12 protein-coding genes are annotated in these 19,100 nt (G+C 53.3%); 5 read left to right on the top strand and 7 right to left on the bottom strand.

Annotated features, from left to right (window positions below):
• The first annotated feature begins 242 nt into the window (after positions 1-242).
• Positions 243-5,453, top strand: coding sequence for a S8 family serine peptidase (locus tag V7775_RS12570; protein WP_335752246.1), 5,211 nt, complete (start codon positions 243-245; stop codon positions 5,451-5,453).
• Between the two features lie 108 nt (positions 5,454-5,561).
• Here the strand turns inward: V7775_RS12570 and V7775_RS12565 are convergent, their stop codons facing one another.
• Both V7775_RS12565 and V7775_RS12560 read right to left on the bottom strand, forming a co-directional pair.
• Positions 5,562-9,707: a beta strand repeat-containing protein gene (locus V7775_RS12565; protein ID WP_335752245.1), complete on the bottom strand. Its 4,146-nt coding sequence runs from the start codon at positions 9,705-9,707 to the stop codon at positions 5,562-5,564.
• A 587-nt stretch (positions 9,708-10,294) separates the two neighbouring features.
• Positions 10,295-11,335, bottom strand: a complete 1,041-nt coding sequence (locus tag V7775_RS12560) for a hypothetical protein (RefSeq protein WP_335752244.1) — start codon at positions 11,333-11,335, stop codon at positions 10,295-10,297.
• Here V7775_RS12560 and V7775_RS12555 point away from each other — a divergent pair.
• Positions 11,330-12,451: a glycosyltransferase family 61 protein gene (locus tag V7775_RS12555; protein ID WP_335752243.1), complete on the top strand. Its 1,122-nt coding sequence runs from the start codon at positions 11,330-11,332 to the stop codon at positions 12,449-12,451. The two genes, V7775_RS12560 and V7775_RS12555, sit on opposite strands and share 6 nt — an antisense overlap.
• Positions 12,452-12,487: 36 nt before the next feature.
• Here V7775_RS12555 and V7775_RS12550 read toward each other — a convergent pair whose 3' ends face one another.
• From V7775_RS12550 to V7775_RS12530, 5 genes are all read right to left on the bottom strand, one after another.
• On the bottom strand, positions 12,488-12,904 hold the full coding sequence (locus V7775_RS12550; RefSeq protein ID WP_335752242.1) for a M10 family metallopeptidase C-terminal domain-containing protein: 417 nt from the start codon (positions 12,902-12,904) through the stop codon (positions 12,488-12,490).
• The gene (locus tag V7775_RS12545; RefSeq protein WP_335752241.1) at positions 12,873-13,379 is read right to left on the bottom strand and encodes a calcium-binding protein; all 507 of its coding nucleotides are present in this window, start codon (positions 13,377-13,379) and stop codon (positions 12,873-12,875) included. Before V7775_RS12545 ends, V7775_RS12550 begins: the two co-directional genes overlap by 32 nt.
• A 408-nt stretch (positions 13,380-13,787) precedes the next feature.
• Complete coding sequence (locus V7775_RS12540; protein WP_335752240.1) at positions 13,788-14,867, bottom strand: methyltetrahydrofolate cobalamin methyltransferase; 1,080 nt, start codon at positions 14,865-14,867, stop codon at positions 13,788-13,790.
• A 13-nt stretch (positions 14,868-14,880) separates the two neighbouring features.
• Positions 14,881-15,804: a methylenetetrahydrofolate reductase gene (locus V7775_RS12535; RefSeq protein WP_335752239.1), complete on the bottom strand. Its 924-nt coding sequence runs from the start codon at positions 15,802-15,804 to the stop codon at positions 14,881-14,883.
• A 35-nt stretch (positions 15,805-15,839) separates the two neighbouring features.
• A complete protein-coding gene (locus V7775_RS12530; protein WP_335752238.1) occupies positions 15,840-16,136 on the bottom strand; it encodes a virulence factor in 297 nt (98 codons plus the stop codon).
• A 265-nt stretch (positions 16,137-16,401) separates the two neighbouring features.
• Between V7775_RS12530 and V7775_RS12525 the strand changes: the two genes are divergently transcribed.
• The 3 genes from V7775_RS12525 to V7775_RS12515 all read left to right on the top strand — a co-directional run bounded on the left by V7775_RS12525 (position 16,402) and on the right by V7775_RS12515 (position 19,088).
• The gene (locus tag V7775_RS12525) at positions 16,402-17,523 is read left to right on the top strand and encodes a Ppx/GppA phosphatase family protein (RefSeq protein WP_335752237.1); all 1,122 of its coding nucleotides are present in this window, start codon (positions 16,402-16,404) and stop codon (positions 17,521-17,523) included.
• Entirely contained in the window at positions 17,523-18,260 is a 738-nt protein-coding gene (locus tag V7775_RS12520; protein ID WP_335752236.1) for an RlmE family RNA methyltransferase, read from the top strand. The genes V7775_RS12525 and V7775_RS12520 overlap by 1 nt, the downstream gene beginning before the upstream one ends.
• Before the next feature lie 114 nt (positions 18,261-18,374).
• Complete coding sequence (locus tag V7775_RS12515) at positions 18,375-19,088, top strand: cytochrome c biogenesis CcdA family protein (protein ID WP_335752235.1); 714 nt, start codon at positions 18,375-18,377, stop codon at positions 19,086-19,088.
• Positions 19,089-19,100 lie beyond the last annotated feature (12 nt).

The raw sequence follows: 19,100 nt of genomic DNA, 5'->3' as shown, positions 1-19,100 counted from the left end.
ATGGACATACGGTCAATTTGACGGGGACATACGGCAAACTCTGCGCAGTCATTGCGATGTGATGGTGCCGGCCGTGTTTAACGGAAATTAACCAATAGGGTTGATTTAGGCGGAAATTCGCCGCACTGTCGCCAACAGTCTAAAACTTCAGATGTTAAGTTTACTTGCGGCAAACCTTTACCATTAGATTTCCGCTGAGTTCTGGCGGTTTCCCGATTTCAAACCAGTGCTAGGACAATTTTATGCCCACCATCCCAACAGATCCGCTCTTTTCATTTCAATGGTATCTACGAAATCTGACAGCCGGACTGTTGGACATCAATGTCATCGACGTTTGGGATGATTACACTGGGAATGGTGTTCAGGTCACGGTGATCGATCAGGGGTTTGATCTCTACCATACTGATCTGGTTGGAAAATTTCGCACTGATTTGGATATGGACTACCCCGGGGTCAGCTTTGATCCAAATGAAACGGGCACAGACAGGCATGGAACGCCAGTGTCGGGGATCATCGGAGCGGAAGAGGGCAACGGCATTGGTGGTGTCGGGATCGCATGGGATGCCGAAATTGTCGCATACAAGGGCCTTGGGAGCGGTTATCTGGATGCTGCGGGCCTTGGAGATGGGTATTACAACGACAGCGGCAATGATAACGGCAGCGATGTCATCAACGGCAGTTTCGGTCGCTCCTCGAATTTTGTGACGTCAGGAAAAGTATTAGAAATCAATGCAATTGTGGATCACGGCCGGGGCGGCTTGGGGACCAATTTTGTTAAATCAAACGGTAATGCACGCGATACCTATCCTGCCACAGCCACGCAAATCGGCATGGAGGGCACTGCCGTTTTGGAAAACTCGCTACAAGGCACTCTGAATGTTGCGGCCTTGCGGGCTGATGGTTGGGTCGCGCGGTATTCTAGCCCGGGTGCAAATTTGCTGGTTTCCGCGTTTGCCGATGACATTACGGATGTTAAAGGTATCTATACCACGGACCGTTCCGGCGTTGACGGCTATAATATTGACATCAACGACAACGGGGGTGACTACACAAATTTCAACGGCACATCAGCGTCTGCCCCTATCGTTGCGGGCGTTGTGGCCTTGATAATGGAGGCCAACCCAGATCTGGGTTGGCGTGACGTTCAGGAAATTTTGGCCTATTCCGCGCGCCACGTGGGTTCTGCCGTAGACAGTGCAGCAAACACTGGCGCGCCAACAACCGGCGGTGTGAACCGCGGGTATGAGATAGCAACACAATCCAACGGGTCCACCTGGTTTTGGAATGATGCACGCGACTGGAACGGTGGCTCGATGCACTTTTCCAACGATTACGGCTATGGCCTTGTGGATGCAAAAGCGGCCATTCGTCTGGCTGAAACATGGGATCGTCAATCCACCACTGAAAATCAGCTGAGTTTTGAGCTTGATATTAACGGGGCAGGGTCAACATCCATCGGGAACAGCGTGACATCTTTTTCCACCTCGCTGGATGAAGATATCATCATCGAGTATGTCTCGGTTAACTTGAAATTCCACGTCGATAACATCAATGACATGAGCGTCTTTTTGGTGTCGCCCGATGGCACGCGGGTCCAGTTGATCCATTATGTTGATGGCGCGCAAGGCACTAATGTCTTCGACCCGAGCCAGGCGGGCCTGGATGGTTGGGAGTTTGGCACAACCGCCTTCATGGGGACGGTTAATGAGGGCGCATCGCGTCCTGCCATTACCGGCGATTGGACGTTGGAGCTCAGCAATATTGATGGCTCGGCCCAAGGTATTTTCTTTGTGACCGACGCCGATGTGACGTTCACAGGGCGTCCGGTGGAAGAGGACAATCTCTATGTTTTCACCAATGAATATTCTGATTTTGTGGGCGACGGTGAACACACAGCCCTGTTCGTTAATGGAACTGCTGGTGGTACCACGGGCACGTTCAATGCGGCCGCAGTAACCTCTGCCACGACCCTTGATTTCGTGGCGAATACTGGTGTGATTGATGGCGTAGCGATTCAGGTCTATTCGATTGACGAAGTCTATACAGGCGACGGCAACGATACCATTATCGGCGATACCTCGAGCACTCTGTTTTTCACGGGCCGCGGGAATGATTCAATCACCGGTGCCACGGCCTCTGCCTTTGGCGAATTGATCAATGGCGGGCGCGGCAATGACTACATTTCTGCGGGCGGCGGTGATGACGTGATCATCGACGGGGTCTTTGGCCATTCCGAAGGGAACGATACAATCGAAGGGGGCTTGGGGGACGACCTGATCATCGTTCACTACGTAACCGCGGGTACCTATTCGGGTGATCTAGGCAACGACACGCTTGATTTGCGCAACGATACCATCAATTTTGACTTCCTCCAAACCATCGACCTGAGCGCGGCGTCTTTTACCGCATATAGCGGCACATTCGCAGGCTTTGAGAATGCGCTGCTGGGTGACGGGAATGACCGCATCGTCGGCAGCATGGACGCAAATTATCTTGTGGCTGGCAAAGGCGACGATACAGTCCTTGGTGGCGCCGGGGCCGATAAGATCGAAGGCGATGAAATCCCGTTTGGCCTGCTTGCCATGAATGAAAACGGCGTGACGGATCAATACGTTGAAGTTGCAAACTTTGATGAAATGCCAACCGAGAATTTCACGGTGGAATGGCTTTACCGCGGCGATGGGTTAGGGATGGCAACCGAGGTTCCGTTTGTGTCTTACGGTGTGCCCGGTGAAACAAACGAGTTTCTTGTGCTTGGCCAGCTGCCTACAACAATCTCGGTATGGGTGAATGATCAATACTTTGACACAGGTGTGCTCACCAGTCTCGTGACGGACGGGCAAGTGCACAGGATGTCCGTGAGTGTCAACACTGGCGCAGGACCGAATGGACGCATATCGCTATATATTGATGGGGTTGAGGCATCTCGCGGATTTGGTCTGTCCTCTGGACCTCAGACCGCCTCGGGCACTGCGATCGAGGCAGGTGGTTCGTTTATCATGGGCCAAGAACAAGACGGCGCGATACCGGGGGATGCATCCACATTCTCCGCCACACAGCGTTTAATCGGTGAGATTGGCGATGTGCGGATCTGGAATACTGAGCGTTTTGCTTCGGATATCGCAAAATTGGCGTTTGAGCGGCTTGAAACCCTAGATCTGCGCGATCAACGGTCGCTTGTCGCCAACTGGCAGCTTGATGCAGAGACACTGAGCTTTGATAATATAGCAGGCACCGCAGCGCTGACGCCAAAATCTGCTACGGCCACTCCGTTTGAAGGCGACTTGTATACCCGATTTGGGGGCGATGACAGCCTGAGCGGGGAAGCGGGGAATGACAGCATCAATGGCGGCGGCGGCAACGACACGATCCTAGGCGGTGATGGTGTTGATACCCTCAAAGGCGGCAGCGGCAATGACAGGATTGATGGCGGGAGTGACAGTGACCTAATCTATGCTGGCTCTGGCAACGATATCATCGTGGCGACAGGCGCGGATTTTGTCGATAGCGTTCATGGCGGTGATGGCAATGATACGCTGGATCATACGGGCCTGTTTGGGTCCTTTACTGGTGCCACGCTCGATTTCGAGCAAGGGTTTATCTTCACAGACCGCGCCACAAACGCGGCAACAACAGTCAGCGGGATCGAGCGCTACAACGACAATTTCGGAAGCAACACCATCATCATGGGTGGCGGTCTAACGTATGTTGTAGGCGGGAGCGGGAATGACACGATTGTCGGCTCTCTGCTGGCCGATACGATCCTTGGCGGCTTTGGTAATGATAGTTTGCAAGGGCAATTTGGGGGAGACTTGATCGATGGCGGCTCTGGTAACGATACACTTGGCACAAATGGATCGTTTGACAACACTTTGCGGGGCGGTACCGGCGACGATGTAATCGAAGTCATTGGCGGAGGCATCAATGAGGGCGGGGCAGGCGCAGATACATTTGTGGTCCGCAGCCAGTCCCTAATCGGTGATGCAGATACCCTTGATAACGATATCTTCGATGGGGGCGACGACATCGATACCTTTGATGCCAGTAACGAGCTGATTAATGGCTTTGTTATCAATCTGGCGTCAGGTTTGGTTGATAGTGGCAATGCTGGTGGGGGCCACACAGTTGGGATTCAAAATGTTGAGAATGCCACTGGCACCAATCAACTAGACGTCTTGACCGGCGATGGCATAGCCAACGTTCTACTGGGCCTTGCGGGCGATGACATCATCGATGGCGGCGCTGGCAACGATACGATTGCGGGCGGTGCAGGCAACGACAGCCTGCTTGCAGGTGCCGATGATGATCAGGCCACCGGCGGCACTGGCAATGACACCCTTTATGGCTTTGGCGGCAACGATACGCTGGCTGGCAATGACGGCAATGATGCTGTGCGGGGCAACCTTGGCGATGACCTTGTGAGCGGTGAGGCGGGTAATGACACGGTTATTGGTGGCGCAGGCAATGACAGTATTTACGGCGGAGCGGGCAATGATCTTGTCTCTGGCGGGACGGGCAATGATCTCCTGAACGGGGGCACCGGTTTTGATACTGGCGATTATTCCTATGTGACGGATAATCTGGTCATCAATCTTAAGTTCACAACAGGCCAGAACATATCAACATTGGCTGGAACGGATACGTTGTACTCTGTTGAGGGTATTCTTGGGGGGTCCGGCAATGACCTGCTTGTGGGCGACGCTGCGGGCAACATCTTTGAGGGTCGTGGCGGCAATGATCAGGTCTATGGCGCAGGTGGCCGGGATATTCTGCACGGCGGCGACGGTGTTGATCTGGTGGAAGGCTCTGGTGGCAACGATATAATGACGGGCGGCGCTGGTATCGACGTCCTGAGCTATTACAACTCCGCAGGTGGCGTACAAGTGAACTTGCGCTTCCAAGGCACGGCACAAGCCGTCGGCGGCTCCTCGGGTACCGATACATTCACGGAATTCGAAGATCTTTATGGCTCAAACGCTGGTGGCGATACATTGGTCGGCAGCACCGAAGATAACCGTATCTTGGGGTATGCAGGGAATGACCTGATCTATGGCTTTGACGGCGCGGATAATCTGTTTGGGATGGCGGGTAATGACACCCTGTCGGGTGGTGAAGGTGTCGACGTTCTAACGGGCGGCGGCGGTGCCGATACGTTTGATTTCAACAACGTGAGTGATAGTACCTCGACACAGCGCGATACGATCATGGACTTTGGTACTGGTGGCGCAAACCTTATTGACCTCAGCACCATCGACGCAAACAGCAGTATCGCGGGCAACCAAGCCTTCAGCTTTGTGGGGTCCAGCGCCTTTAGCAGCGCAGGTCAGATCCGTTTTGCCACCAATGGCACAAATGGTTTTGTCCTTGGGGATATCGATGGTGACAGCACCGCAGACTTGAATATCTTGTTGATGGGCATCACGTCGGTGAACCTGAGTGATTTCGTCTTCTGATCGATCCGGCGATTGATCTTTTCGCCTTCTAAATCCGGGCTTGCCCGAAAACGCAAAACGGCGCCTCTGTTTCCCAGAGGCGCCGTTTTTGGTTTCGCCCATCAGATCTTAAAGAACAAAGTCACCTGCGGTCATGGCGGTCACACCCAACAGCAGGATGTTGAGATCGGCTGTACCGTCCCCGTCCACATCTCCCAACACAAAACCGTTGGTGCCGTTGGTGGCAAAGCGCAAATCACCCGCTGCACCAAACCCGGCAGAGCCGACAAAGTTGAAGGCCTGATTGTCGCCAGCAATCGTGTTGGCATCAATCACTGACAGGTTAATCCTGTCTGCACCGCCCACACCGAAGTCGGTGATGGTATCGCGGTCCGCCGAGGTGCTGTGCAGCACATCGTTGAACAAGAACGCATCAGCGCCGCCGCCGCCTGCCAAGGTATCCTGGCCATTGCCCCCCGATAGGGAGTCATTGCCCTGCATCCCAAACAGTTCATCCGCGCCGTCAAAGCCGAACAGACGATCATCGCCACCAAACCCAAGGATGCGGCTATCGTCGTGGTTGCCGATCAGAATATCGGTGCCCGCCGCGTTGGAACCATACAGATCCTCAAAGCCTGTGAACGTATCCGTCCCCGAGAAACCGCCGACAGCCTGCGCCGTGCCCTGAAAGCGGAGATCAACCGCAACTGGCCCGCCGGAGTTAAAGTAGCTCAGGATATCCGCGTCGCCCACACCACCCTCCATGGTGTCATCGCCGCCAGAGCCCTCGATCTGGTCATTCCCGATGCCGCCGCGCAGCAGATCGCCCGCGCCGATGCCGTAGATCTCGTCGTTGCCCGCACCGCCGTCGATGACGTTGCCACCGCTGGTGCCGACCAGCAGGTCATTACCCGACCCGCCGTTGATCCCTTCGATGGAGACAAACGTATCAGTGCCCATTTGGGCCGAGATCGTCTGTGCACCTCCAAAGTTGATGTTGACCACCAGATTGGTTGTGGCGTCGGAATAGTCAGCAATATCAAAGTTGCCACCGCCGTTGAGCAGGTCATTGCCCGTACCGCCATTGAGCGTATCATTGCCCGCACCGCCGTAAACGCTGTCGTTACCTTCACCGCCAAAGACCACATCATTGCCGCCTTCGCCGCCGACAATATCATCGCCACCGTTGCCGCGGACTTCGTCTGCGCCGCTATTGCCCGACAGCGTATCTTCGCCACCAAAGCCAAAGATGGTATCAGCGCCGCTGCCCCCAGAGATTTCATTCGCACCGCCAGAGCCCACAATCGAGTCGTTGAAATCTGACCCGATTACATTCTCGACGTTCGCGATCGTAGACACGCCAATAGAGCCAATCGTGTTTGGTGCGAGCTCATAGGTTTCCGAGGCCAGATCGACATCCCAAGCAACACCAACAGCGGTCCAACCGCTGAGATCAAGGGTGTCAGTGTCGCCCCCGCCATCGATATCATCTGCGAAATCGGCGTTGATGATTTGGAAGACATCATCCCCAAGACCGCCGCTGAGCTCGTCTTTGCCGCTACCACCGTTAATGGTGTCATCGCCCGCGCCGCCGTCGATGCTGTCAATACCATTGCCACCAAGCAGCAAGTCATCACCACCCAGCCCCATGATCGTATCTACGCCGTTCCCGCCGTCAATTGTATCGCCCAAGCCACCACCCGTCAGGGCGTTATCGCTGCCGTTGCCAGTGATAACGTTGCGATTTCCAGTGAAACCTACAGCCCCTTCAAGGCCGCTCCAGCTGCCTGAAGCGGGCGCACCATTGGCGGCATAACCGCCATCAAGATCAATCCCTGTGACAAAGGCCGAACTGCCACCTGCGGAGGTGGAGAAATCGATCGTGTCGTTGCCCAACCCACCAACAATGGTCTGGTTAAGAAGTGAGTCACCAGACAGTTCGAACAGATCGTCGTCAGCGCCGCCGTCCAGATTGTTCAGGCCAGAGGTCGCGATGATTGTGTCATTGCCAGCGCCTGCATCAACGGTGTCGTTGCCTGCCTTCACTTCAATCAGATCGCGGACTGAAGACCCGACAACAGACTCAGAGCTGGAATCGCCTGTAATGCGAATAAATTCATCCGAGCCACTCGTGTCCCAATCCTGAAAGGTCCATCCTGACAAGTTAGCGCTGCTTGTGTTCATCACAACTTCAACCAGATTACGGCCACCTCCCGGCCCTGAATAACCGTCGATGATCACATTCAGCAGCTCCAGCGCTGAATCCGTCTCCTCTGAGCCCAGACGAACCGTGGACGCGCCGAGTACGTCAAATCGAATTTCCTCGATGCCGCTAATCTGGGTTCCCACGTTGGACAAATCAATCAGGCCTGTGGAAGTGATCACGATCTCATCGTAACCATTGCCACCAGAAATGGTTTCTTCCAAACCAGTGGTCGCGGCAGTCAGGATAATATCATCGTCCCCGTCCTCTGCAGATACGGAATCAGATCCAAGGGTGCCAGTGATCGTCTCGTTCGAGGTATCCCCAACGATGCGGATGAAATCGAACCCGTCGGTCCACTGGATAAAGCTTGTGTTCGACAAATCAATGCTGGTGTCACTGTCCATCTGAACCTGAATGATTTCGCGCAATATCGTATTTGACTGACCTTCAACTGCCACCCCAGAGACAAAGCCATCCGTCACTTCATCCCCGCGCACGATCAGGGTTTTGCTACCTGGCTCATTACCAATGCCAGCAAAATTGATCTGCTCCAACCCGCTCCATTGTGTGCCTGCCGCACTTAGATCGGTTGTGCCTGGATCAAAGAGGACCAGCGCATCAAAATCGGCACCACCATCAATCGTATCGGCCCCTTCAGCCACGCCTGCGAAGAAATAGAAAGCATCATCGCCAGCTCCGCCCGACATGCTGTCGTTACCAGTTGAACCATCCAACACATCGTTGCCGCCGTTCCCTTCCAGGGTGTCATTGCCAGCAAAGCCTCGCAAGACATCTTCGACTTCGCTGCCGATGATCCGCTCTGGTGTGCCACTGTCGCCAAAGATATTACCACCTGTGGTCTTGGCCCAGATGGTATCACCAACGACAAACTGCTCTTGTGGACTGTCATAGGTGTTCGTGGTGATGTTGCCGTCACGCGGATCCCAGATCGAGGTCCATACCTCGCCGAGGTCTTCATACGTAAAAATGACGCGACCATCACCAGTCACCCCGACACTGGGAGACGCCCCGCCAAAGATGGACACGGTAAAGATCGCTCCGTCCGCCACGCCGTTGGAGTCGAATTTCTGCCCCTTGATGTCGTTGTCCGCGCTATTGTCATCCCAAATTACAAGGAATTCGCCACTGGGCAGTGCAACGATCGAGGTTCCGTTGGCATCCGTGTCGTTGATCGAAAGCTTGGCCTGCACAACCATCAGATTGCCGTCATACACAGCGCGGCTCACATCCCCCGAAGAACCGCCGCTGATGTCATCTGTCCATGTAACCACAATATTGCCGTTGGTCAGGGTTGCGACCTGCGGATCACTGGGCGATCCGGTGCCATCCACCGTCACGGTGTGCTGCAATACGCCTGTGGTGCTGAGCACACTTACTTTGACAACGCCCTCGTCGCGGTAGGCCGAGACCATCTCACCGTTGATGTTGATGGCCACACTGTTTTGCGTCTGGTCCGCGCCGCTGAATAAGATCGTGTCATTGGTCGCTTCGAATTCCGCTGTAATGATTGTACCTACCGCGTCGATGTACACGGCAATAACATCTTCATCTTCGGGATCAACGAATACCGCCGGATTAAGCGCTGTATAGCTGATAAAGGCGCTGTTGTCGAAGTTGTTGATCGCAATTTGAGGGTTTGCATAATTGCCAAAACCAATCTCGGACACGATATCAGTTGTATGGGTGTTGACCCCTGCGGCGTTCTTGCGCTCCCAAACAACGCGGGTGCCAGCAGCGTCATTGACGACATAGACCAGCATAAAGCCGCCATCATTTGTGGCAGCAATGTCAAAATCATTCTCGTCATCGGCAGTGCGGGAATCGTTAATGCGAAAACTGTCGACGACAAGATTGCCCGCACCATCATAGATCGTGCCGATGATATCATCACCGACATGGAAGCCAACACCCGTGGTGCCAGCCTCAACCCAGGCAACCAGAATATTACCGTTGCTCAACCCGATGGTTTGCGGATCACTGGTGGTGGGGATGGATGCCGTACCAGTGTTGGATTGAATTTCGTTGAGCCATACTGTTGGAGTCGCCATGGTAATATCCTAAATTTTTTATGCTTATCTACTTTGGCTGCCTCTGTGCACACGAGAGCCACTGCCTATAAATGCGGTGGAGCGATTGATGTTTGCTGCAATATCCTCTGAGCATCCCAAAACCAAAGGCGCGCGGGAATGGACGTGCGCACCAGATCTGGATCCGCAGGATAGGGCAGGGAACTATGAATTATATTGGCGGTTCCCCATTTGCAGTGCCCCGCACAAAGTCAGGGGGCATCATCCATATTTTCAGCAAATCGCGCTAAAAATCGGCGATATTAACCGTACACTGCTTTGCAATTGTTCACAAATCAACCATTTTTACTTTTTGGTAATGCTTTCAGCCCCCTTAAGCGTCTCCATTGTCTGGAAAAGATAAAAATACAAAACCGCGCTAGAATGTGTGAGCACGTATCTCTTGCGATCTGAGGCGTGCCAAGAACGTTTTTGTGCTTTCTGCGATTGGTAAATCAGCATTTGCAGTGTGTTGAGGCAGTGGCGTGCAATTGATCTCCCTAACCTCCGCCTACGGTTGACCCGTGTATGGATGTTCGAGTGGTACAAGACATTCGTTCGGCAAAGCTTTAATTCAGAACACAGCCGAACCGCTTTGCAAGTAAGTCGTTAGACGCAGCAAACGCGGTATTGAAGCGCGTTCGAATACCCTCAGCATCTTTCAACGTTCCAAAGTTCGCGTGCTCGGCGTACTCAGATGGGTTCTCAGACACTGCCTTAACGAACTCAAGCCACTTATCGTAGGTACTATGGTTACGTTGGTTTTGCCTAAGAAAGTCGCAAAGCTCTAGTGCTGGAGAGGCCGACGAGTTGTCATACGTCAGACCGTCCGGCAACCCCATCGCTATGCGCAGCCGTTCAGGAGCATCTGAGCGATAAGGAAGGATCGATATCTTATTTACAAGTTTAGACCATTCGCTGATCAAGAAGAAGTAATTGAGAGGTTTGAGCTTTCTTCCCCAATCGGCTTTACGTGCTGTCATTTCACTCAATGGCCCTGGGTCGTCGCGATCCATGATTAAACGGCTCCAGGCTGAAACAGCAACATCCCCTTGAGGCCTCAAGATGACAAAAACTTCAACTGGTGCTCGCTGTTCTAACAGCTTGATCATTCCCCCAAATTGGGCAGGGGCATAATTCATAGAAAACCACTCATTTGAGATCACCACGGTATCGTCTTGCGATGCACTATCAAGGGCCTTTGCGACATGGTGTTCAAGGCTTTTGCCGTCAAAGTTTGTTTGGTGCCACGGGTGAATTTTGCCCAGATGATCACCTACTGCAGCATAAAAAAGCTGCATTGAACGAGGGGCAAGATCGCTATCAATCGGCAGCCTTATGTTATGCCTTTTTCGATAGCAATTGTTGTTAGCAATGCCGTATTGAAATGCGGTGGTTCCGGTTCTGGGGCGTCCGATATGAAGAAGAATTCGCATAACGAGCTCCGTTGAAGAGGCTTTACGCATGATAGACAATCGGCAGCCGTGTATTGCAAGGCGGCAGACTGCTGCCGATTGACATAATTTGGCCTTGCCCAAAGCGCCCATCTTGGTAGGGATCAATGGGCGTAGCGTGCCTCCCCAACCAATGAAGTTTGTTAAATCATGCAATCAAATTCCCATTTCTTGGCATTAGAAGCGATTAGAGAAGTTGCAGCACTGCGCCTCGATGATGGAAATTGGTCCGATGTAGAGGATTACGCGCGTGCCTTTTATCACGTAGACTCCGGCGGAGGCGATACTGACTTTGTTGATTTTCGCGCCACCACCATCTCGACAACTCAGTCCATAGAGTTCGCAAATGTTGATCTGCATCTGGGAACCAATCTGATCTCAATGAAGGAGCAAACATTTTGCCCGCATTGGCGTGCCGACCCGCAGTTTTTTGATCATTTTCGCCGCCGGATATTTGTTCACAACGGTTGTGATGCAATGATCTTTGCCCCGTCTCGTGTTGTTGCGTCTGGACTAGAGGTGATCGACCTGACACATGTTTGGGCACATAACTGGTTTCATTTCTTGATCGAAGTCGTTAGCCTCCTTGCTGCGCCGGAAGTTAGGGAAAGCAATCTGCGTATATTGGTGAACCGATCGGCGTTAAAGGGCAACTTCCTGCAGGCTCTTCAAATTCTTGGGGCTAAGTACATTGACCGTATCGTGCCTGCTGGTGCATGGGGGACAGTTGAATGCAAAATGCTTGTCCGGCCCCACGGAGTATGGGAACCAAGCCATTTTAATAAAGACCTTTCTGGGACTGACCATCAGAACTGCCACTTTTCGGATCCAATTGCAGCCAGAGCATTCTACAAGAAGGCGTGGCCTACGCGGAGACCGAAAAAGACCAAGATCGTAATACGAAGACCAAAAACGTCAATTGCCCGATGCCTAAACGAAGAGGCATTTATCGACTACTTCGTGGCAAACGGATACTCGGCTGTATCCCCAGAGACATTGAATTTCTCGGATCAGGTTGCGTTATTTTACGACGCCGATGTGATTGCTGGAATTTCCGGAGCTGCATTTGCAAACCTGGTGTTTTGCAGACCTGAGACACGTATCGTTTGCGCACGAAACTCCAAGAGCGGGAGTGTCACCTATGCGAAAATCGCGGAAGGCCTTGGGTTGAATTTTAGATACCATGATGGGGAAACGAACGGCGATTCAGCAATACCCGACTTTGCCGTTTTTGAGGTCAATCCAGAGGTCATGTTAGCCCAAGCGGGCTAGCATGATGGTAGGGGTCGCATCGGCCACCACTGACCTTTAGAACACAAAATCGGATGCGGAAATCGCTGTGACGCCGAGCAGTTGGATGTTCATATCCACGATGCCGTCTCCGTCGACATCCGCCAGAACGAACCCGTCGGTGCCATTGGTGCCAAAGCGCAGCTCACCTGCTGTACCGGAAAACGCGGCGGAGTTAAGGAAGTTAAACGTTTGTGCGCCACTGGTTACGCTGTTGGCATCAATATCGCTGAGGTCAATATAATCCTCACCAATGCTAAAATCGACGATGACGTCTGCCAAAAGGAGCGAATTTTCATCGTCTGAATTGAAATCAAAAACATCCGCACCGTCACCGCCAAATAGTCGGTCCGCACCGTTACCACCGAAAAGACGGTCCACACCGCCACCACCTGCAAGGGTGTCATTTCCATCGCCCCCCCGCCAGAAAGTCATTACCTTTCATGCCGAGCAAATCATCGTTCCCGCCGCCGCCACGGATAATGTCGTCGCCGTCATAGCCCAAAATCCGGTTTTCACGTCCATTACCGACCAACGAGTCACCGTTACCAAGTGAATCATTGCCAGCGTTTGAGCCGTAGATGTTTTCAAATCCGGTAAACGTATCCGTTCCAGCAGACCCACCAACATTCTGCGCCGTTCCTTGCGATCCAAGGTTTACAGTCACAGGCGCGTCCGAGTGGTAATAGCTAAGCACGTCGGTTCCGGCGTTGCCCTCTAATGTGTCGTCGCCCTGCATGCCTTCAATCAAATCATCGCCCGCACCGCCATTCAGGACATCGTCGCCCGAACTGCCATTCAGGAAATCGCCTCCTGGACCGGCTTGGAGTATTAACCGAGCGGAGATGATACCGCTGGTGATCACCGTTGTTGTTGAATCGTCGGGGCCGCTTGTGGGGCCGGTGCTCATCAGGAATGTCTCCAAAACGGGAATAGTCATAAATATAAAGGCCGGCAGGGAGGCGCTCGGCGGCTGTGGAATGAATTTAATCAAGCCTATCGCTGGTACCAGGGGGTTACAACTCGGGGTTGCCAATTGTGTGGTTTGAAGTCCGCCAGAGGTCACGGAGAGACCAAACTCAATTCACGATATTTTGGAGTTCTAGCTGATTGATACAATGGTTTTTCTCACAAATGGAGAAATTGAGGTACAATCAAGGATGATACCATACCACTCAATCTAGGCGTATGCTGTCTGAGGTAATTTAGTACATTAACTTTTAACGCTAACTTACTGAAATTTAACTTATTATGATTCAAATCAAAAAAGGCAGCGTCACCCGCTGCCCCTTGAATTGGTTCAATAATGTGTAGTCAATTAGCCGCGGCGGCGTCCGCCCACGCGGCCTGCGCGGCCACGACCTTCTTGGCCCGCTTTTGGTGCTACTTTGTTGAATTTGATCCAGTCGCCACCGTGTGGGTCACGGTCAAACAGGAAGTTCGCAGCGCGAATTGCTTCCATCTCTTTGCCGGGTTTGGGCAGGGTTGAACCCATGCCGAACAGCTGAACAAATGCCTCGTCATCCATGCCTTCGGGCAGGACCAAACCTAATGCAGCCAGCTCGGCTTTCTTTTCTGCGATCTTCTTGGCGTTGATCGGCAGGGCGACAGGGTTCATGATTGCTGAGGTCATGCCAGCGCCCATTGCCATCGGCAGGAAGGCGTTGTTGATACCGTGACGGTTGGGCAAGCCAAAGCTGATGTTGGACGCGCCGCAGGTTGTGTTTACGCCCAGCTCATCACGCAAGCGGCGCACCAGCGTGAACACCTGATGGCCTGCTGTTGCCATTGCGCCAATTGGCATTACCAGTGGATCAACTACGATATCATGCGCTGGAATGCCAAAATCAGCCGCGCGCTGGACGATCTTTTTGGCCACTTCAAACCGCACATCGGGGTCTTCGGAAATGCCTGTGTCATCGTTTGAGATCGCAACAACCGGCACGTTGTACTTTTTGACCAAGGGCAGAACCAGCTCCATGCGGTCTTCTTCGCCGGTGACAGAGTTGAGCAGCGGGCGGCCTTCGCAGGCCTCAAGGCCATTTTCCAGCGCGCCAGGAACAGAGCTGTCGATACAAATTGGGCAATCGGTAACCGCCTGAACACGCCGGATCATTTCGGGCATCAGCATGGGCTCAACAAAGTTGTTGTCCGCATAACGTGGATCTTCGGCCATTTTGTTCGAGAAAACAGCGCCAGAGTTCACATCAAGGATGCTTGCACCAGCAGCAACCTGTGCAATCGCGTCTGCTTCAACGCGGGAAAAATCGCCGCGCTCCAGCTCTTCGGCCAGAATTTTACGGCCTGTCGGGTTGATCCGCTCGCCGATGACAGTGAACGGCTGGTCAAAGCCGATGATGGCGGTTTTCGTTTTGGATTCGACGATCGTTCTTGTCATGTTGGTCAGTCCTTCAGGAGGCGTTAGCAGATACGGCAGATTTGCCGCCGTTGTTTTGCGCCCATGTGGCGTTTGTCTTGATCCCACCAAGTGGGAAAAAGTGCACGTGGGAGATGTTGAAATCGGGATTAGCAGCTTTGTGCGCGGCCAATTCAGCGACAACATCTGTTGGCTCGTAGGGCAGCAGCAGTTTGGTTACATCCATCGCGCGCTTTTGCAGCACTTTGAGGGAGGGACCAACACCGCAGGCGATCGCGAATTTGATCAAGGTTTGCAGTTTTGCAGGGCCAGCAATGCCGATGTGCACGGGGATAGTGATGCCCGCCTCGGCAAGGCTGTCTGCCCATGTGATGATTGGTTTGGCCTCAAACGCAAATTGTGTGGCGATAGCCATTTTTGCATCTGTGCGGGTTTGGAAGTCGTTCTTCCAACGCAGGGCCGCATCCACGCCTTCAGTACCTTTGGCGTCAATGTCGCGGTTGCCCTCTGGGTGGCCCGCAACATGCAAGTTGGTAAATCCGGCCTTATCAAACAGACCTGTTTCCATCAGCTGCATGCTGTCGCTGAAATCGCCATGGGGCTTGGTTACGCCGCCCGCCAGCAGCAGTGCTTGCTTTACGTCTGCTTCGCCTTGGTAGCGGGCAATCCAGTCAGCCAATGTGGCGCTGTCTTTGATGATGCGGGCAGGGAAGTGGGGCATAACCTGAAAACCGTCAGCCTTTAGGCGTTTGGCGGTGGCGACCATTTCCTCAATTGGGGTGCCCTCGATGTGGGCGATGTAGACGCGGGTGCCCGCAGGCAGCAGCGCGCGAAAGTCTTCGACCTTTTCGGCGGTGCGCGGCATTACCTCAATCGAGAAATCCCGCAAGAAATTCTCGATCTGTGGGTTAACCTCTGTGCGGATATCTTCTTTTTTGCGGAAGTTTAAAAGTGCCATTCTACGGCTCCCTCGGGTCTAAAAGAGCGGTGGGGTTATGCCCAGCCATCATTTGCAATCAGCGCTTTGATGCGCTCGCGATCATACTCAGCGTCAATGCGCGCAACCTCGGTATCTGCAACAGCGGCGTCTTCACCCTCAACAGAGACCGGAGCAGCCTTGCGCCATTCAGCGAGATACGCGTCACTGTCTCCAGCACCCACTTTCATTGCAGCGCGGTCAATCGCCTGTTCAAAACGCTCAGGCAGAATGCGTTTTTCAGCGCGACGGCCTTTGCCCACGATAACCTGAGCAGGGATATCCCTCCAATAAACGATCACAACGTTTGCCATTTACGATTCCTCCCAACCTCACTGGTATTTAGACCTCTCTAACGGATGGTCTGCAGCACACGAATGTCGTTTTCGACAAAAACGGCACCGTCCGCGACCTTTGAGTACACGAAGCCTTGTGTAATCGCACCAGCGCCTAAGGATCATTATTAGCATGAACATCTTGAGGTTCGTTAAAATAGGGTCGCGGAGTGCCTGCGGGTCCTTGCGCCGTACCAGTGCAAAGCGTATCATCAGGGCAACACGTAAATGAAAGGCGCAAACCATGGCGCCAAAGCGCTCCAAAGGTGCGGGCGCGCTCGAACGTAATAAATCGACGGCTCTGAGCCCCGCGCCAGTTTCGTCCAGATCGAACGACCTATATGCGGCCCTAGATCTGGGCACAAATAGCTGTCGCATGTTAATCGCTCAACCGAAAGGTGGGGGATTTCATGTGGTGGATAGTTTCTCGAAGTCCGTCCAATTGGGGGCGGGCCTAGAGAAGACCGGGCGATTATCGCGCGGATCGATGGCGCGCACCGTACAGGCATTGCGCATTTGCCAGCAAAAGCTACGCCGTAACAAAGTGAAACGCATGCGTCTTGTCGCAACTGAGGCCTGTCGCCGCGCGCTTAACGGGGATGAGTTCATGCGCCGCGTAACGCGTGAAACCGGGCTCAAGCTGGATATTATCGCGCCAGAACAAGAGGCGCAGCTTGCTGTGATCTCATGTGCGCCGCTGGTCAGTCCAAAGACGGAAAACCTGTTGGTAGTGGATATTGGCGGTGGTTCAACCGAGCTGGTGTGGATCGACATCAGTAAAGTTCCCAAAAAGGACCGCGCGCAATCAATCATGCGTCTGCATAACGGGTTTCATCAGGCCAAGACGGATGTTCCCGAGGCGCGCGTTGTAGACTGGATCAGCGTACCACTTGGGGTGGCGACCCTGCGGGATCAGTTTTCGGATGTCGAAGACGATGCGGCGCGGTTTGCATTGATGAGTTGGTTCTTTGAAGAGAACCTTGCTGATTTCACGCCTTATCAATCTGCCCAACCGCAAGAACGGTTTCAGATTGTAGGCACCTCGGGCACGGTCACCACGGTTGCGGCCAGCCACTTGGGTTTGCGTCGTTATGACCGCACAAAAGTAGACGGGTTAAGCATGACCAGTAAACAGATTGATACGGTGATCCATCATTATCTTGCGATGGGTCCCGAAGGGCGCCGCGTGGATCCGTGCATCGGGCACGACCGCGCTGCTTTGATAATGTCAGGCGCCGCGATTTTGCAGGCTTTGATGCGCTGCTGGCCGACCGATCGCCTCAGCGTGGCGGATCGCGGTTTGCGCGAAGGTCTGTTATATGCACAAATGAGCGCCGATGGTGTGCTCGAAGAAGGAACGTTCTAATGGGCAAGACGCCAACAGGTAAAAACACTTCAGGCCGCGGACAACGTGAACTGAAAGTAAAGGTAAAATCAGCACGCGGCCGCAAGCTTAGCTCAACCCGTTGGTTGCAGCGTCAGTTGAATGATCCCTACGTTAAACGCGCAAAGGCCGAAGGCTATCGCGGTCGCGCAGCGTTCAAGATCATGGAGCTCGACGACAAATACCGTTTCCTTGTTCCAGGCGCGCGGATTGTCGATTTGGGGGCCGCACCCGGTGGCTGGTGTCAGGTTGCGGTCAAACGGTCCAATATTTTGGGTGAAAAGGGCGGCAAAGCGGTTGGTACCATTCTGGCAGTTGATTTGCAGGAAATGGAACCCATTGCGGGTTGCGAAATCCACCAACTTGATTTCATGGAAGATGATGCAGACCTGAAGGTCAAAGAATGGCTGGGTGGTAGGGCGGATGTGGTGATGTCGGACATGGCAGCCGCCTCGTCGGGTCACAAACAAACGGATCACATTCGGATTATCGCTTTGTGCGAAGCTGCGGCTTATTTCGCTTTTGATGTTCTTGAGGACGGCGGTACGTTTATTGCCAAGACCCTAGCGGGCGGCGCTGAAGGCGAACTGCAAAAACTGCTCAAGAAACGCTTTACCAAAGTGTCAAACTTTAAACCCCCGTCAAGCCGTCAGGACAGTTCCGAGAAGTTTGTTGTTGCACGCGGCTTTAAGGCGGATGTGCCTGAGGATGATGAGTAGGGCAAGTAGGGCACCCTTGCTATTGAATGGTGTACTATTCTGGTGACGCGTTTGTGACACCTTATTGATCGCGTTTGTCTTGCTAGTTTTTGTGCAACCGTTCACATCTGCCAAATGGAATTTGTATTTGCGTATCTCGCGGGTCTACTGACCCTGATCAACCCCTGCGTCTTGCCTGTCTTGCCCATCGTTTTGGTAAGCGCGCTGAATGCCAACCGTTATGGCCCTCTGGCCCTTGCAGCAGGGATGAGCGTATCTTTTGTGGTGTTTGGTGTTCTGGTCACAGCCTTTGGCGCATCAATCGGGCTAACCCAAGAACGTCTGGCGCAGATTGGTGCGGTTTTTATGATCGTATTTGGTGTGATCCTGATTGTACCTATGTTTGCGAACCGGTTTGAAGCCGCAACAGCAGGCATGGCAGCACGCGCTGATACCACGATAGGGCAGGTTGATGACGGTGGATTGCGCGGGCAGTTCATGGGCGGCGTCTTGCTGGGCGCAGTGTGGTCGCCTTGTATTGGTCCAACGCTGGGCGGGGCTATTGCTTTGGCCTCCCAAGGGAGCAACCTTGGCTACACCACTATGATCATGGCGTTCTTTGCATTGGGGGTTTCGACCCTAATCATCGTACTAGGGTTTGGCGCACGAGAGGCGATCCGCACACGGGCGCAAATGCTGCGTAGCCTTGCCGCACGCTCCAAACCAATCTTGGGCGTGACCTTTATCGCTGTGGGCGTGATGCTCTACTTCAAATTGAACCACTACATTGAGGCATGGGCCCTCGATGTCATGCCAATCTGGCTTCAAGATTTATCTGTAGCACTTTAATGTCCGGAGACA

This window comes from Sulfitobacter sp. (assembly GCF_036960155.1).
Taxonomy (GTDB): Bacteria; Pseudomonadota; Alphaproteobacteria; order Rhodobacterales; family Rhodobacteraceae; genus Sulfitobacter.
This window is presented reverse-complemented; position numbering and strand designations above follow the sequence as displayed.

Bases quoted from the DNA above. Each gene is read 5' to 3' on its own strand.
- V7775_RS12545 (WP_335752241.1), bottom strand. From the start codon at position 13,379: ATGAGCACCGGCCCCACAAGCGGCCCCGACGATTCAACAACAACGGTG.
- V7775_RS12515 (WP_335752235.1), top strand. From the start codon at position 18,375: ATGGAATTTGTATTTGCGTATCTCGCGGGTCTACTGACCCTGATCAAC.
- V7775_RS12535 (WP_335752239.1), bottom strand. From the start codon at position 15,804: ATGGCACTTTTAAACTTCCGCAAAAAAGAAGATATCCGCACAGAGGTT.
- V7775_RS12565 (WP_335752245.1), bottom strand. From the start codon at position 9,707: ATGGCGACTCCAACAGTATGGCTCAACGAAATTCAATCCAACACTGGT.
- V7775_RS12530 (WP_335752238.1), bottom strand. From the start codon at position 16,136: ATGGCAAACGTTGTGATCGTTTATTGGAGGGATATCCCTGCTCAGGTT.
- V7775_RS12570 (WP_335752246.1), top strand. From the start codon at position 243: ATGCCCACCATCCCAACAGATCCGCTCTTTTCATTTCAATGGTATCTA.
- V7775_RS12550 (WP_335752242.1), bottom strand. From the start codon at position 12,904: ATGACTTTCTGGCGGGGGGGCGATGGAAATGACACCCTTGCAGGTGGT.
- V7775_RS12520 (WP_335752236.1), top strand. From the start codon at position 17,523: ATGGGCAAGACGCCAACAGGTAAAAACACTTCAGGCCGCGGACAACGT.
- V7775_RS12540 (WP_335752240.1), bottom strand. From the start codon at position 14,867: ATGACAAGAACGATCGTCGAATCCAAAACGAAAACCGCCATCATCGGC.
- V7775_RS12525 (WP_335752237.1), top strand. From the start codon at position 16,402: ATGGCGCCAAAGCGCTCCAAAGGTGCGGGCGCGCTCGAACGTAATAAA.
- V7775_RS12555 (WP_335752243.1), top strand. From the start codon at position 11,330: ATGCAATCAAATTCCCATTTCTTGGCATTAGAAGCGATTAGAGAAGTT.